The following is a 14571-nucleotide window of genomic DNA, read 5'->3' on the forward strand; positions in this document are numbered from 1 at the left end:
TGAATGGGCGCATGTCTCTGTTCCTCCGAACCAGTATTGGTGTCATGGCAGCGATGCTGGCAGGTGTTGCCGCGCCGGTAGCAACTGCCATGGATAACTCGTTGGCAACCGGCGTGGTTCGCTTTGCGCTGGATACCGGTGAGGCTTCGTCGGTTGTCGGATTGGCCATGAAGCTTGAAGGCGAATCGGCCGATTACCTCCAGGCCCGGCTTATGCTGGCGTCGGGGCAGCACGACAAGGCCAGGGCTGGGTTTGAGGGTGTATATAACGGTGCGTCTCACCGTGGCGAAGCGGCATTGGCTCTGGCTGAAATGGCACAGGAAGAAGGCGATCTCACCGGTGCGGAGAACTGGTACCAGCAGGCGCGTCGAACCGGCTATGGCGAAGTGGTTCAAAAAGCGCTTCTTGGTCTGGCGGAGCTGGCCAGAATACAAGCGAAGACCGACGCGGCCGGTCAATACCTCGCGCGTATGGAAGATGGCTACTGGGCGGCTGTGGGCTACATGAACCTGGCGGCGGATTTCGCCCGTGATGATCTCGATTCGTCACGGGCTCTGGTTTCACTCCGGGTTGCCATGGCCATGGCTGCCAAAGACGCCGACGCGAATCGGAACCGGGCACTGCTCGATCAACTCAATCTCCGGGCCGGATATCTGGCGCTGGGTAGCGATGATTACGACAAAGCGATCGATTTTCTGGAGAAGGTCTCTCTGGAAAGTTATCACACACCTCAGGCCCTTTACCTTCACGGGCTTGCGCTGTCGCGCAAAGGTAATCACCGGGCTGCCATGCAGAGCTGGCACCGGGCCAAGAAGTTTCCGCTGGCATTCCCCGGCGTTTCAGATGCCTGGATTGGCATGGGCCGTGGTTACGATCTTTCCGGGTATCCGGGCCAGGCGGGAGAATCCTGGCTCGCCGCCAATGCTGCGTATGAGGGAGAGCGGGTAACCCTGGGCAAGTTGTCCGAGAGGATCAAGGTAGACGGTGCCTACAAAACCCTGGTTCAGGATGCCCGGAGTGACGACATTCAGTGGTTTCTGGCCGATAACCGGACGCTGACCCAACCACGAATGGCGTATCTTCTCCGCTTTATGGAAGAACCCGGCGCCCAGACAGCGGTGCGGAGGGTGGCGCGCCTCGATGAGATGGTCGCAACACTGGATGCGAGCAAGTACAACCTGCAGGTTTTCATCCAGGCGCTTGAGGGCTTTGTGAGATCAGCCGATTCAAGGGCTCCGGCGTCACAAACCGCGGCTGTTGAGCAACAGCAGAGGGAGCTGGAAACGAGGTTGGATCAGTTGGCGGAGCAGGCGGCGACGCCAGCCCAGGCCGCAGAACTGCGCCAGCTCAAACAGTCCCTGGCAGCAGCCAGCCGCCGCATGAACGCGCTGAATCAGCAGGTCGTCCAAATGCCTGAGCGCCTGGAAACGGTTCTGGACGACGCTGGTGCATTGAGAGACGCCACCAAGGATTTACGTTACAAGACCCTTAGTCTCCGGGAGCAGGCTGCGCGAGAACTGGATGCACTGGCACTGGCGTTTGTTAAAAAGCAGACCCAGCGCATGACTCACGCGCTGGACAAAACCGAGCAGCAAATCGCCCATCTCTACGAGTATCTGGCTCTGGAAAATCTCGGGGAGGGTGCACAGTGAATCTGCCTTTTGCTCCGAAGTCCTTTGCGGCATCCCTTGTCATGATTATGGCGTTGGCCCATGCGCCGGTTTCTGCGCAGGAATCGTTCCGCGTGGAGTTGGGGCGGGATGGTGAAACCCTGGGGGATATGCGCCCGGTGTTTCTGAAATTTGAGAGCCGGCCACTGCCGGCGATTTCGCCTCTGGAAGTGGCTCGCCGTTATCAGAAGCTGTTTGAGTCCTCGGACGAGCCTGAAGTACGGATTGATGCCCTGAACCGGCTTAACAATATCCGTGACCGGTCGGGAGAGGACGTCGGTTTTCCTGAACAGCGGGAAGCGGCCATCTATGAAGAAGTGCTCGAGAGCTACGAAAGCATTCTGGCTAAAGGGTCCTTTTCCGGGCGTCTCGACGAGTTGCTGTACCAGATGGCCAAGGCTCACGCGCTGACCGGGCAACCCGAGCAGTCCATCGCAAGACTGAAACAGCTCGTTGGCCTTTATCCGAACTCTGAACTCGTGCCCGAAGCCCGTTTTCGAATTGCGGAAGCCGCGTTCTCTGCCGGCCGCTACGCGGAGGCAGAGGCCGGTTACCGACAGTTGTTGGAGCACGACAGCCATCAGGAGCTTGCCGCCAAAGCCCGCTACATGCTCGGCTGGAGTCAGTTTAAACAGGGTGAGCCCGCCTGGACCCGCGCGGCAGCGACATTCATGGCGGTACTGGATCAGCAATTGCCAGACCAATCCACGCTGGCCAACCCGCCGGCGCAGTCCATGGATATGCTGGAGGACACCTTCCGGGTGCTGGCTTTGATGGCGTCCCGCCAGAGTGATGCCCGGACCCTTGCCGACTGGCTGGATTGTCGTGAGTCATCAGCATGGCAGCATCTGTTATACGACCGGCTTGCGGATCTGCATGCGGTGGAACGCCGTTATGAACGGGCGGTGTCGGTCAACAACGCCTTTGTGTCCGAGTTTCCGGGCCACACAGCGAGCCCGGATTTCCTGGCCCAGAGTGTGTCCTACTGGCAACTAGCCGGTAATACCCCAAAAGCTCTGGCGGCGCGGGATGATTACGTCCAGCGTTTGGGGGCAGAGGCCCGATTCCAGACGATGACTCCTGAGCAGAAGGGGCTTTGGGCGCAATACACCCGCTTCCTCGCTGATCACTACTACGCCACCGGTACAGACCTCAGTAGCCGGAACCAAACGGCTGCCGCCAGTGAAGCCTGGGCCAAAGCCGCCCATTATTACGAGCGGCTTGCACCTCGCTCGGATCAAGCCGGGGAACTGCTCCATCTCGCAGGCGATGCTCGGTTACTGGCTGGCGATCGGGCTGAAGCCGTCAGGAATTTCCGGGCCGCAGCCTACGACCATCGCCACGGGGATTCCCGGGATTCGGCCTGGGCCGCTATCCGAATTGTTCGTGAGGATCTTGAGCTGGCATCAGGAGAGAGCAGAACTGCGACGCTGCTCGTCCTGAGCAACGAAGAGCAGCAATATGCAGAGGCGTTTGGCCCGGATGAGCGTCTGTCGGGGCTCCGTGCCGACCTTGCCAACCGTTGGTACGACCTGGGCGAATTCGAGCGTGCCCTGCAATACGCCAGTTCTACACTGACCTGGGAGCGGGCGGGGGTTACCGAGCGTTACGCCGCGTGGTTGGTGACCGCGCGTATTCGACAGAAAAACAACGAGTTTGGGCTCGCTGAACGTGCGTGGCGCCAGGCTTTGCCATTGGCTGACGAAGCCAGCCCGGATGCAGAAAGCCAAAGGCGCAGTCTTCTTGAACAACTTGCGTCCGCCATCTATCAGCAGGGTGAAAAGGCTGCTCGCGCCGGCGACGCAACTTTGGCCGTGGCGCATTTCCAGAGGGTTGAGGGCGTTATGCCGGGCTCTGAAATTGCGATCAAGGCTCGCTATGATGCCGCGAATACCCTGCTTCGGGCATCCGACTGGCTGGCTGCAATCAACGAACTCCAACGCTTCCGGATGGATTATCCGAGTCATGAGCTTACGCCTGAAACCAGTGAGAAGCTGGTTCTTGCCTATCAGGAATCTGGCCAGGGTCTAAAAGCAGCGGAGGAGCTGCTGAATCGCTCAGAAACGCTTGTGGACCCGTGGCCCACCAGACTGCGTGCTGCGGCCATCTTCCACGCAGAGGGTGACAGCGCTTCCAGAAACCAGCTCTACAAAAACTGGCTGGCGGTTGCACCCACGCCCGATTCCGCCGACGAGCATGTTCAACAGCAGACCATGCGCCAACGGCTGATCGAATCGGGAGACTCGGTGATTGCCGTACGTGAACAACTGCTGGCTCGGGAAAGAGCCAGCCATTGGCATTCCGAGGAGACCCTGAAATGGGCTGCGGATGCGGCACTGTTCTTTGGTGCACAGACGGCAGAGCGTTTTGCCGGCATTGCACTGGTTCACCCGCTGGAGCAGTCACTTGCACGAAAGCAGGCCGCCATGCAGCAGGCTCAGGCGTATCTCCAGGAGGCAGAGTCCTTTGCCGGCGATGGAGTACGTTCGGAGGTTTTATATCGCCGTGCTGAACTCTATCGAACACTGGCGTCTGACCTCATGTCCTCTGAAGTACCTGCGGAACTGAACGAAATGGAAGCCATGCAATATCAGATGCTCCTGGAAGAGGAAGCGTTTCCACTTGAGGAAGAGGCCATGGCGCTGCACGCCCGCAACCACGAACGTATCCCCACGGAAGGTTTCGATGAGTGGATTCAGCGCAGCCTGGAGGCCCTGGCCACCATGCACCCCGGGCGCTACGACCGACAGCTTCGCTGGATGAGTTGGACGACGGACACCAAGCAGGGAGGCTCATGATGAGGTTGAGAGGGATACCCCAGGTTTTCCGGTTTCTACTTCTTCTGGTTCTTGCGGGGTTGGCTGGCTGCGCTTCCAAAGCGCCGGCCCCTGAAAAAGTGGCGCCAGTGTATCAGCCGGAACAGTCAAAAGAGTGGGAGCGGCAGGGCCGGCAGGCCTACGAAGCCGGTGACCGGAAGATGGCGCTGGAGGCCTGGCACCAGGCGGTTGCGGCGGATCCTGCCAACGTGAGGGTTCGCAACAATCTGGCACTGCTTCTTAAAGAGCAGGAGCGCTTTGAGGAAGCCGCCGAGATGCTGGAAGCGGGGTTGAAGGTGACGCCGAAGGTGGCGGAACTGCATTACAACCTGGCGGTGATATCGGAGCTCTACCTGCTGGACCTCGACAAGGCGCTGGAACATTACCAGCAATATCAGTCCCTGGTGGGGGAGGAAGGCTCGCAGGTTGCCGGCTGGATCGCAGATCTTGAACGGAGGCTGGAATGATGCTGTCCAGGTTAACGTGCTGCGGTTTCTCCCTGTTTGTTCTGTTGCTTTGGCCGGCCATCGGCTATTCCGCAGAAGGGATCAGTGAGGCAGGGCAGAGCCAACAGAACGTTCTGCAGGTACGGGGGCTCTCCGCTGGAACCGGCGAAGACGATCCGAGAATTCTGTACATATTGCCCTGGCAAACGCCGAGCCTGCCCCGGCGCCCGAGGACCGAACTCAATCAACAGGCACCGGAACTCTTGCATCCGGTAACTCAACCGGTTCTGGAGAACCACCGCCAGTTCCGCGAAACCCTTAACCCCCTTGTGCTGACACCAACGCTTTCTGCAGGGCAGGGCGCCGCATCAGTCGAGTCGCAACCCTAACGTCGCAGTAGATGGAGAACTACACCATGCTTGATACCGTTATCCGTTTTTTCCAGGAGGGTGGTCCCTTCATGTACCCGATTGCCATTGTGCTTGCACTGGGGTTGGCGATCACTCTGGAACGTTTCCTGTATCTCGGAGCGGTTCGCCGTCGAAACCGTGTGGCATTTGAGCGCGGCATTCTGCCCGCCCTGCAAAAACGTGATTACCAGCGCGCCATGAAAGCGGCATCCAGCTCAGACAGCGCAATTGCCTCGGTTCTTGGTGCCGGTATTGCCCGGTTGATCAATAACAGCCGGCGTGAAGACATCGAATACGCCATGGAAGAGGGCCTGATGGAAGTGTTGCCCCGGTTGGAAAAGCGCACACAGTACCTCGCCACTCTGGCCAACATTGCCACGCTGCTGGGCTTGCTTGGAACCATCATTGGTTTGATTGCGGCTTTCACCGCTGTCGCTGCCGCAGACCCGGCGCAGAAGGCATCGCTGTTATCGGAAAGCATTTCTGTGGCCATGAATACCACCGCCTTTGGCCTGATGTCGGCCATTCCGCTGCTGCTGTTCCACGCGGTACTGCAGACCCGCACCAACGAGATTGTCGACAGTTTTGAAATGGCGGGGGTCAAGCTCCTTAACATGTTGTCAGAGCCCGCAAACCGACCGGCGGCGGCCGCCTGATTGTGCCGGCATTCCAGGATCTGATCAGGAGTAGCCGAACATGAGACGTCGACATCGCAGGCTGACGGCCTCCGCAGACCTCGACATTACCGCCTTTCTCAATCTGATGATTGTGCTGGTACCGGTGTTGCTGCTGGGCATGGTGTTCAGCCAGATCCGGATGATCGAGCTGAACTTTCCGGGCATGGAAGCTGGCCAGACGCCGGATGCCGAATCGTTCCGGCTGGTGGTCACGGTGCTACCGGACGGTATTGAGGTGGCGGACAGTGACCGCGGCCTGATCGATGTGATGCCGGTTAGCGGGCAGGGGCAGGACTATTCACGACTGAGTGAACTGTTGCAGCAGATCAAGTCCCGGATGCCCGACAAGACGGACGTGATTCTGGAAGTCGGACCAGATGTGGACTACCAGACTCTGGTGTCGGTTATGGATACCGTGCGCTCTTACCAGGCGGTGGTGGCTGCGAGCGTCGTGGAAGCAGAACTTTTTCCGGATGTGTCTCTGATGGATGCCGGTGAGGATCGCAATCTGGCCGCGCGACCGGTGGAAGGCAAAGGAGAAGGCGCGTGAAGTTGTCGAGACGAGCCCGGCTGCGCCAGCGACACTATGGTCGGATGCATAAGGCTGGCGGCCTGAATCTGGTGTCGCTGATGGATATCTTTACCATCCTGGTGTTCTTCCTGATGGTGAATTCCTCGGATGTTAAGGTCATGCAGAACACTGCGGATGTTCCCCTGCCCAGTTCGACCGCCCAACAGGAAGCCGTGGAAAATCTGACCGTACAGGTGGTCGGCCAGTCCATTCTGGTCCAGGGCCGGGAAGTGGCGCGCCTGGACGGCATCGAAGCCACGGATACTCGCATTGCCGGCTTGTCCGAAGAGTTGGCGTACCGAAGGAACCGTTGGGCTGAGGTACCGGAAAAGGGTCTTGAAGTTACGATTATGGCAGCGAAAGATACCGATTACCGGTTGCTGAGAAAGATCATGCAGACCTGTGTCGATGAGCAGTTCCGGCAGGTACGTCTGGCGGTGGAGTCGGAGGTTCGTAATGGTTGATCGCAGGGAGCTGTCGCAACCTTCCCGGCTGCCCTGGTCCAGGGACAGAGCAGAGTCAGGCCGCTTCGGCCTGATAACCGGGCTGATACTGGCGCTGTTTCTGATTCCTGCCCTCATTATTCCGGGCCTGCAGGTACCGGAACCTGAGCGTGAACAGGCGGAGCAATTGCCGCCTCGGCTGGCGAAGCTGGTACAGCCACCCAAGCCGGTTGAGCCACCCGAGCCGGTTGTGGAGCCAGAACCTGAGCAACCCAAGCCAGAGCCAGAGCCAGAGCCGGAACCGCAGCAGGTTGAGGAGCCGCGGCAGATTCCTCCTGAACCGAGGGTAGCGAAATCGAAGCCTGAGCCTGCGCCGCAGACGACCGAGCAGGCTCGCGAAACCGCCTCACGTTCCGGCCTGTTTGCCATGAAAGACCGGCTCAGTGCTCTGACGTCTGTGGGCACTCCGGCACCTGAGGTGCAGCGTGTCGCGAATGTCAATAACAGTCAGGCGGTTGGCCTGGCACCGGAAACGCCGAATGATTCGGTACTGCAAGGCAGCGGCGGTGTTGAAACCCGCGAAGGGCCAGTTCGGGAAGTCGAACTGGCTAAGCATGAAACCAGTGACGTAGCCGCTCCCCGGGAAACCGCGCCTCAGGTGGCAAGCCAGCCGGAACCCGCCCGGCCGTCAGTGGGCGAGCGTGCCATGAGCAATATCCGGCAGGTATTTGATGCCCAGAAGAGCGTGCTCTATTCCCTGTACCAGCGGGAGTTAAGGCAGGATCCAACCCTTGAGGGTAAGGTTACCCTGGAACTGGTGATTGAGCCGGATGGCAGTGTCTCAGCCTGTGACGTGGTGGGTTCTGAACTGGATCACCCGATGCTGGAGAAGCGCATTGCTTTGCGCGTACAGATGTTCAATTTCGGGGCAGCCAATGTGGAAACCCGGAAGGTACGATTCCCCATCGATTTCCTTCCGGGGTAATGCCAGCCGAAACTCAGCTTTCGATGGTGATTTTCGGCAAGCGGGGTTTTTGCAACGAAATCTTTTCGGTGGGGGCAATCACCTTGGCCTCGCCGGTAACCACCTGATCACCGTTCTGATTGCGCACATCGCAGCCAAAAGAGACACGGTTTTTAGGTTCCTTGCGAAGCACCGACAAGGTGACGGTCAGTGTGTCGTCCAGCTTGACCGGTCGTTTGAACGACAGGCTCTGTTCCAGGTAGATGGTGCCGGGGCCGGGCATGACCGTGGCCAGGGCGGCAGAAATCAGTGAGCCACTCCACATACCATGAGCGATGCGCTCCCGGAACATGGATTCTGCGGCAAACTCGGAATCCAGGTGCACCGGGTTTACGTCCCCGGATACCGCAGCAAACAGCACCAGCTCATCTTCGGTGAGGGTGCGTGTGAAGGTGGCTGAATCGCCCTCGTTAAGTTCGTCGTAGGTAATGTTTTCCAGCGTATCCAGGGTGTCGCTCATCACAGGCTCCGGTGATTCAGTGTTCGAGTACGGTTGTACCGTTTGCTGATCTGAAAACTACCTCATCGTTAACAAAACTGCTATTCTCTCCCCACTTTTTTGAGGCTGATACTTTCGTCGGGTTGATTTTCCCGAGCGATCGGTCTTGGCAAAACATTACAATCAGGGGGCTTCTGAACCCATCCGGTAGTACCCCACCGCGCCAATCAGACAGGAGATGGTGATGGATTTTGAGCAGTTCTATCAAGACAAATACCCAGCTGGCATCCCCCGGGAAATCGATCTCAATAAATACAAGAACATGGTGGATGTTTTTGAGCAGGCGGTACAGAAGTTTGCAGACAAGCCTGCGTTTACAGCAGTTGGTGTTACCCTGACCTATCGGGATCTTGATACTCAAAGCCGTAACTTCGCGGCCTGGCTGCAGAACAAAACTGACCTGAAACCGGGCGACCGCATTGCGGTGCAGATGCCGAACGTAACCCAGTATCCGGTGGTTGTGTTCGGGGCCATGCGCGCTGGCCTGATTGTGGTGAACACCAACCCCCTGTACACCACTCGTGAGATGGAGCACCAGTTTAACGATTCTGGCGCAAAGGCACTGGTTGTTCTGGCTAATATGGCGGACAACGCGGAGAAGGTTTTGCCCCATACCGGCATTGAGCACGTGATCGTGACCGAGATTGCCGATATGCATTCTCCCATCAAGCGTACCCTGATGAATGCCGCGGTGAAGCACCTCAAGAAGATGGTTCCGGCGTTCAACATTCCGGGTGCTCATAAGCTGCCGGCGGTACTCAGCGCCGGTGCCCGTGAAAAGTTTACCCCGGTCGATATCAAGCTGGATGACCTGGCCGTGCTGCAGTACACCGGCGGTACCACTGGTGTTGCGAAGGGTGCCATGCTGACTCACGCCAACCTGGTGGCCAACCTGACGCAAGTCCGGCCGATGCTGGAAGATCAGGTGGAAGAGGGCAAGGAAGTGGTGATTGCGCCGCTGCCCCTGTACCACATTTACTCCTTCACCCTGAACTGCGGCATTATGCTGGAAGCAGGTGCCCATAACGTTCTGATTCCGAACCCGCGTGATATCCCTGGCTTCGTTAAAGAGCTGCAGAAGCAGAAGTTCTCTGCCTTTATTGGCCTGAATACCTTGTTTGTGGCCCTGTGCAACAACGAGGACTTCCAGGATCTGGACTTCTCTGGCCTCAAGCTGACTGCCTCTGGTGGTATGGCCCTGACCAGCGATACCGCTAAAATGTGGCAGCGTGTGACGGGTTGCGAAATCAGCGAAGGCTACGGCATGACCGAGACTTCTCCGGTGGTTACCTTCAATCCCCGCAGCGCCATCCAGATCGGCACCATTGGTCTGCCGATTCCGTCCACTGTGGTTAAAACCATTGATGACGACGGCAACGAAACACCGGTCGGCGAGCCGGGCGAACTGTGCGTGAAAGGCCCGCAGGTGATGCGCGGTTACTGGCAGCGTCCCGATGATACCCAGAAGTCGTTCACCGATGACGGTTTCCTGAAAACCGGTGATGTGGCGCTGATTCAGGAAGACGGTTACATCCGGATTGTGGATCGCAAGAAAGACATGATCATCGTATCCGGTTTCAACGTGTTCCCGAATGAAATCGAAGATGTCGTGACCACGCACCCGAAAGTGGTGGAGTGTGCGGCCGTGGGTATTCCCGATGCCAAGAGCGGTGAAGCGGTGAAGGTTTATGTAGTGCCCACCAAAGAAGGTGTAACCGCTAACGAAATCAAGGAGTTCTGTCGGGAGCGTCTGACCGCCTACAAGGTACCCAAGCACTTTGAGTTCCGTGATGAACTGCCAAAGAGCAACGTAGGCAAGATCCTGCGCCGTGAGCTGCGGGACGAGGCCAACGCCAAGTAACAGGCGAGGCCCGCATACCAACCAAAGACCCTGCTTCGGCGGGGTCTTTGTGTTTCTTGGCTCCGGTTTTCGTTAGACTGTTTCGCCCTGACGTTCCACCTATCTTTTGATGAGCCTGCAGCTGTTAATGACTGACAACACTCGTTCCGAAATTCCCGTTGATTCCCGGGCCGCTGTCAAAGCGATGATGAGCCAGCTGGACGCCTGTAACCAGCAGGAGGCCGCCCGCATCATTCGCCGTGTAAGCCGTTGCAAGGGTAACCCTGGTAACAAGGACCTGGAAAAGATGGCGCAATGGCTGGATCAGGGGCTCGACAAGGTGCGTAAGCGTCAGGCATTGCACAAGCCTGCGACCTTTCCCGCAGGGTTGCCGGTCAGCGATCGCGTCGAGGACATCAGTGATGCCATTAAAAACCATCAGGTGGTGATCATTGCTGGTGAGACCGGGTCCGGTAAAACCACTCAGATTCCGAAGATTTGCCTGAACCTGGGGCGCGGCATCCGCGGGCTTATTGGCCATACCCAGCCCCGGCGTATCGCCGCGCGCAGTGTTTCCAGCCGGATTGCCGAAGAACTGGGTGAGACGGTAGGCCAGCAGGTCGGGTACCAGGTGCGGTTTACCGACAACACCTCGGAATCGTCCCGGGTCAAGGTAATGACCGACGGCATCCTGCTGGCAGAAGTGCAGCATGACCGTTTTCTGGATCGCTATGACACGCTGATTATCGATGAGGCCCACGAGCGCAGCCTGAATATTGATTTTCTGCTCGGCTATCTCAAGCAACTGTTGCCGAAGCGTCCGGATCTGAAAGTCATCATTACATCGGCCACCATCGAGGTGGAGCGTTTCAGCGAGTTTTTCAACGAAGCCCCGGTGATCGAAGTCAGCGGTCGTACCTTTCCGGTAGATATTCGATATCGACCCCTGGTTGGGGACGAGGACGACAGGGATCAGGGCTGGACCGACGGTGTCCTCTCGGCGTTGGACGAGATTGAACAGCATGAACGGCAGGAAAAGCAGCCTCCGGGGGATGTACTGGTTTTTCTGCCAGGCGAGCGGGAGATCCGGGCCGTGAGCAAGGTGCTGCGCCACGCTGACCTGCGTCATACCGAAGTGTTGCCGTTGTATTCCCGCCTGAGTAACCAGGAACAGAACCGGGTGTTTCAGGGCCACAAGGGACGGCGGATTGTGTTGTCCACCAACGTGGCTGAGACCTCGCTGACCGTGCCCGGTATTCGCTACGTGATTGATACCGGCGTTGCGCGCATCAGCCGGTACAGTGTGCGCTCGAAAATACAGCGACTGCCAATTGAACCGATTTCCCAGGCCAGTGCCAACCAGCGGGCAGGCCGGTGTGGCCGTGTGGCGCCGGGGATCTGTTTCCGTCTGTACGACGAAACGGACTTTTTGAACCGCCCGGAATACACCGATCCCGAAATCCTGAGAACTAACCTGGCCTCCGTTATCCTGCAAATGGCGACATCCGGGCTGGGTGAGATCCGGCATTTTCCGTTTCTTGAGGCGCCGGACCGTCGCCAGGTCAACGATGGATACAAACTGTTGGAAGAACTCAGCGCCGTCGACGACAAAAGGCGTGTCACCAGGCTCGGGCGCACCATGGCCCGATTGCCACTGGATCCCCGGTTAGCCCGTATGCTGGTGACCTCAGCAGAGCAGGGCAGTCTGGCGGAAGTGTTGATTGTGATTGCCGGCCTGAGCGTTCAGGACCCCAGGGAACGCCCACAGGACAAGCAGCAGGCGGCCGACCAGGCTCACGCACCGTTCAACGATAAGGAATCGGATTTCGCTACCCTGCTGAATATCTGGAACTGGTTCGAAGAGCAGCGCCAGGAATTGTCCCAGAACCAGCTCAAGAAACTGTGCCAGAAAACTTTCCTGAGCTGGATGCGAATGCGTGAGTGGCGGGACATTCACCGCCAGCTCACCCTGATCTGCCGGGAACAGAAGCTGACATTGAATAACCAGCCGGCCAACTACGACGCAGTGCATAAAGCCATTCTGGCCGGCTTGCTTGGCCAGGTGGCGGTGAAAGTGGAAAAGCGGGAGTATCTGGCCACCCGAAACCGGAAGGTGATGATTTTCCCGGGCTCCAAAGTCGGCAAGACGGCACCCAAGTGGATTGTGGCGGCCGAGATCGTCGAAACCAGCAAGGTGTTTGCCCGAATGGTGGCGGCCATTCAGCCCGAATGGGTGGAGCCGCTGGCAGGCCACGTGGTAAAGCACCACTATTTTGAACCCCACTGGGAGCAGAAGCGTGCCCAGGTGATGGGGTACGAGAAGGTCACACTTTATGGCCTGGATGTGGTCCCCAAGCGCCGTATTCCCTACGCCAAGGTAGACCCCGCCGAGTGCCGGAATTTGTTTATTCGCCGTGCCCTGGTTGAGGGGGATTTTCAGTCCAGGGCGCCGTTCATTGCCCGTAACCGCGAAATGCTGGATACCGTCGAGAATCTGGAGAAGAAAACCCGGCGGCGGGATCTTCTGGTGGATGATGAAGTTTTGGTGGCTTTCTACGACCAGAGACTGCCATCGGATATCGTTAGTGGCCGACATTTTGAATCCTGGTGGAAAGGATTATCTGCCGAAGAATTGAAGAAGCTGGAGCTGACAGAGGCCGACGTTCTGCAAAGGCCTCTGGATGAGACCTCGGCCCAGCAGTACCCCGACTACCTGGAATGGGAGGGGGTGAAATACCCTCTGAGTTATGAGTTTGAACCCACCAGTGAGCGCGACGGTGTCACCCTCAACGTGCCCTTGATGGCTTTGCGACAGATCCCCGCCCGGCGTCTGGAGTGGCTGGTGCCAGGGTTGCTTCGGGAAAAATGCATTGCCCTGGTCAAGGGATTGCCGAAAGCGTTGCGCCGGAATTTTGTGCCGGTGCCGGACTTTGTCGACGCGGCTCTGGCCAACCTGCAGCCGGGCAACGAGCCTCTGGCGATCAAACTGGGTGAACAGCTGCGACGAATGACCGGGGTCCAGATTGATCCGGATGCCTGGCCGGAGGAGGAACTGCCCCGCCACCTGAGGATGAACCTGAGGGTGACCGGCGATAAAGGCAAGGTCATCGCCGAAAGCCGAGACACCGATGAGCTCCAGGCCAGACTGGAGGGCCGGGCCGAAGAAGCGCTGGCCTCGGCGACGAGAGATGAACCCGGGAAAAAACAGGCGGGTGAATACACCGACTGGCAATTCGGCACCTTCCCGGAGCAGGTTCAAACAGAAAAAGGCGGTATGCAGGTCACGGTTTACCCGGCTCTGGAAGATCTGGGTAATAAGGTGCGGGCTTCTCGTTGTCTGGACAAGCTCACCGCAGAGGATACCCATCGTCGCGGCGTTGCGCGGCTGATTGTGAACCGGTTCGGCAATACCCTGGCGGATCTTGAACGAAAGCTGCCCCGGTTCAAGCAGTCTGCGTTGATGTTTGCACCGATCGGCCAGGCAAAGGGACTGCTGGATGATCTGGTGTTGTCGACGGTTATGCAGCATTTTCTGGCGGATCAACTGCCCAGAACCGAACAGGCGTTCGCAGAGCTGTTCGACCGCCACCGGGGGGACTTCATTCCTGCTCTGGAAGCTGCTGACGAGCGTCTGTTTCAGGCTATGAACGGCTACCAGAAAGTCGCGAAACAGCTCAAGGGCAAGATCAATCTGGCGCTGGCGGCAAGCATGGCCGACCTCAAATTCCAGTTGCAACATCTGGTGTACCCGGGATTCCTGGTCAATACCCCGGCTCAGTGGCTGGAACGGTTCGGCACCTACTTTGAAGCGGCGGACATCCGGTTGGAAAAAATGGCGCGGGAAATGGGGCGTGAGCGGGAATTTCTTCACACCATTGAGCCATTATGGGCCCGGTATGCCGCCAAACTGGAGCAGCAGAAGCGGCAGGGCGTGCGAGACCCCGAACTGGAAACCTACCGATGGATGCTGGAGGAGTTCCGGGTGTCGTTTTTTGCCCAACAACTGGGCACGGTAATGACGGTTTCGGCGAAGCGGCTGGATAAACAATGGGAAAAGACCCGCATATAACCTTGCCGGATGCACCATAACAGGGCCACTGGACGATAGTCCCACGGGCAATTCCGCCGGACTGTGTTAGTATTTCTGACATTGTGATGTCAGAAACCGTTTTTAT

11 protein-coding genes are annotated in these 14571 nt (G+C 58.1%); 10 read left to right on the top strand and 1 reads right to left on the bottom strand.

What is annotated here, in order from left to right:
- Positions 1-11: 11 nt before the first annotated feature.
- The 8 genes from B3Y70_RS16975 to B3Y70_RS17010 are packed head-to-tail and all read left to right on the top strand — an operon-like array spanning position 12 to position 8018.
- Positions 12-1652, top strand: coding sequence for a tetratricopeptide repeat protein (locus B3Y70_RS16975; RefSeq protein WP_286894936.1), 1641 nt, complete (start codon positions 12-14; stop codon positions 1650-1652).
- Entirely contained in the window at positions 1649-4468 is a 2820-nt protein-coding gene (bamD, locus tag B3Y70_RS16980; RefSeq protein WP_273030590.1) for an outer membrane protein assembly factor BamD, read from the top strand. The genes B3Y70_RS16975 and bamD overlap by 4 nt, the downstream gene beginning before the upstream one ends.
- Positions 4465-4953, top strand: coding sequence for a tetratricopeptide repeat protein (locus B3Y70_RS16985; protein ID WP_031210942.1), 489 nt, complete (start codon positions 4465-4467; stop codon positions 4951-4953). Before bamD ends, B3Y70_RS16985 begins: the two co-directional genes overlap by 4 nt.
- Positions 4950-5321: a hypothetical protein gene (locus tag B3Y70_RS16990; protein WP_273030593.1), complete on the top strand. Its 372-nt coding sequence runs from the start codon at positions 4950-4952 to the stop codon at positions 5319-5321. The genes B3Y70_RS16985 and B3Y70_RS16990 overlap by 4 nt, the downstream gene beginning before the upstream one ends.
- Before the next feature lie 26 nt (positions 5322-5347).
- The gene (locus B3Y70_RS16995) at positions 5348-5998 is read left to right on the top strand and encodes a MotA/TolQ/ExbB proton channel family protein (RefSeq protein WP_273030595.1); all 651 of its coding nucleotides are present in this window, start codon (positions 5348-5350) and stop codon (positions 5996-5998) included.
- A gap of 40 nt (positions 5999-6038) precedes the next feature.
- On the top strand, positions 6039-6569 hold the full coding sequence (locus tag B3Y70_RS17000; RefSeq protein ID WP_273030596.1) for an ExbD/TolR family protein: 531 nt from the start codon (positions 6039-6041) through the stop codon (positions 6567-6569).
- Complete coding sequence (locus B3Y70_RS17005) at positions 6566-7054, top strand: ExbD/TolR family protein (protein WP_273030598.1); 489 nt, start codon at positions 6566-6568, stop codon at positions 7052-7054. Before B3Y70_RS17000 ends, B3Y70_RS17005 begins: the two co-directional genes overlap by 4 nt.
- Positions 7047-8018, top strand: a complete 972-nt coding sequence (locus B3Y70_RS17010; protein ID WP_273030600.1) for an AgmX/PglI C-terminal domain-containing protein — start codon at positions 7047-7049, stop codon at positions 8016-8018. Before B3Y70_RS17005 ends, B3Y70_RS17010 begins: the two co-directional genes overlap by 8 nt.
- A 13-nt stretch (positions 8019-8031) precedes the next feature.
- Here B3Y70_RS17010 and B3Y70_RS17015 read toward each other — a convergent pair whose 3' ends face one another.
- Entirely contained in the window at positions 8032-8517 is a 486-nt protein-coding gene (locus B3Y70_RS17015) for a MaoC/PaaZ C-terminal domain-containing protein (protein WP_113880150.1), read from the bottom strand.
- Positions 8518-8740: 223 nt separating this feature from the next.
- On the opposite strand from B3Y70_RS17015, the gene B3Y70_RS17020 reads away from it, so the two are divergent.
- Entirely contained in the window at positions 8741-10417 is a 1677-nt protein-coding gene (locus B3Y70_RS17020) for a long-chain fatty acid--CoA ligase (protein ID WP_023010083.1), read from the top strand.
- Between the two features lie 127 nt (positions 10418-10544).
- Positions 10545-14465, top strand: a complete 3921-nt coding sequence (gene hrpA, locus B3Y70_RS17025; RefSeq protein ID WP_273029948.1) for an ATP-dependent RNA helicase HrpA — start codon at positions 10545-10547, stop codon at positions 14463-14465.
- Positions 14466-14571 lie beyond the last annotated feature (106 nt).

It is taken from the genome of Marinobacter sp. UBA5687, from assembly GCF_002420325.1.
GTDB classification, from domain to species: domain Bacteria; phylum Pseudomonadota; class Gammaproteobacteria; order Pseudomonadales; family Oleiphilaceae; genus Marinobacter; species Marinobacter nauticus.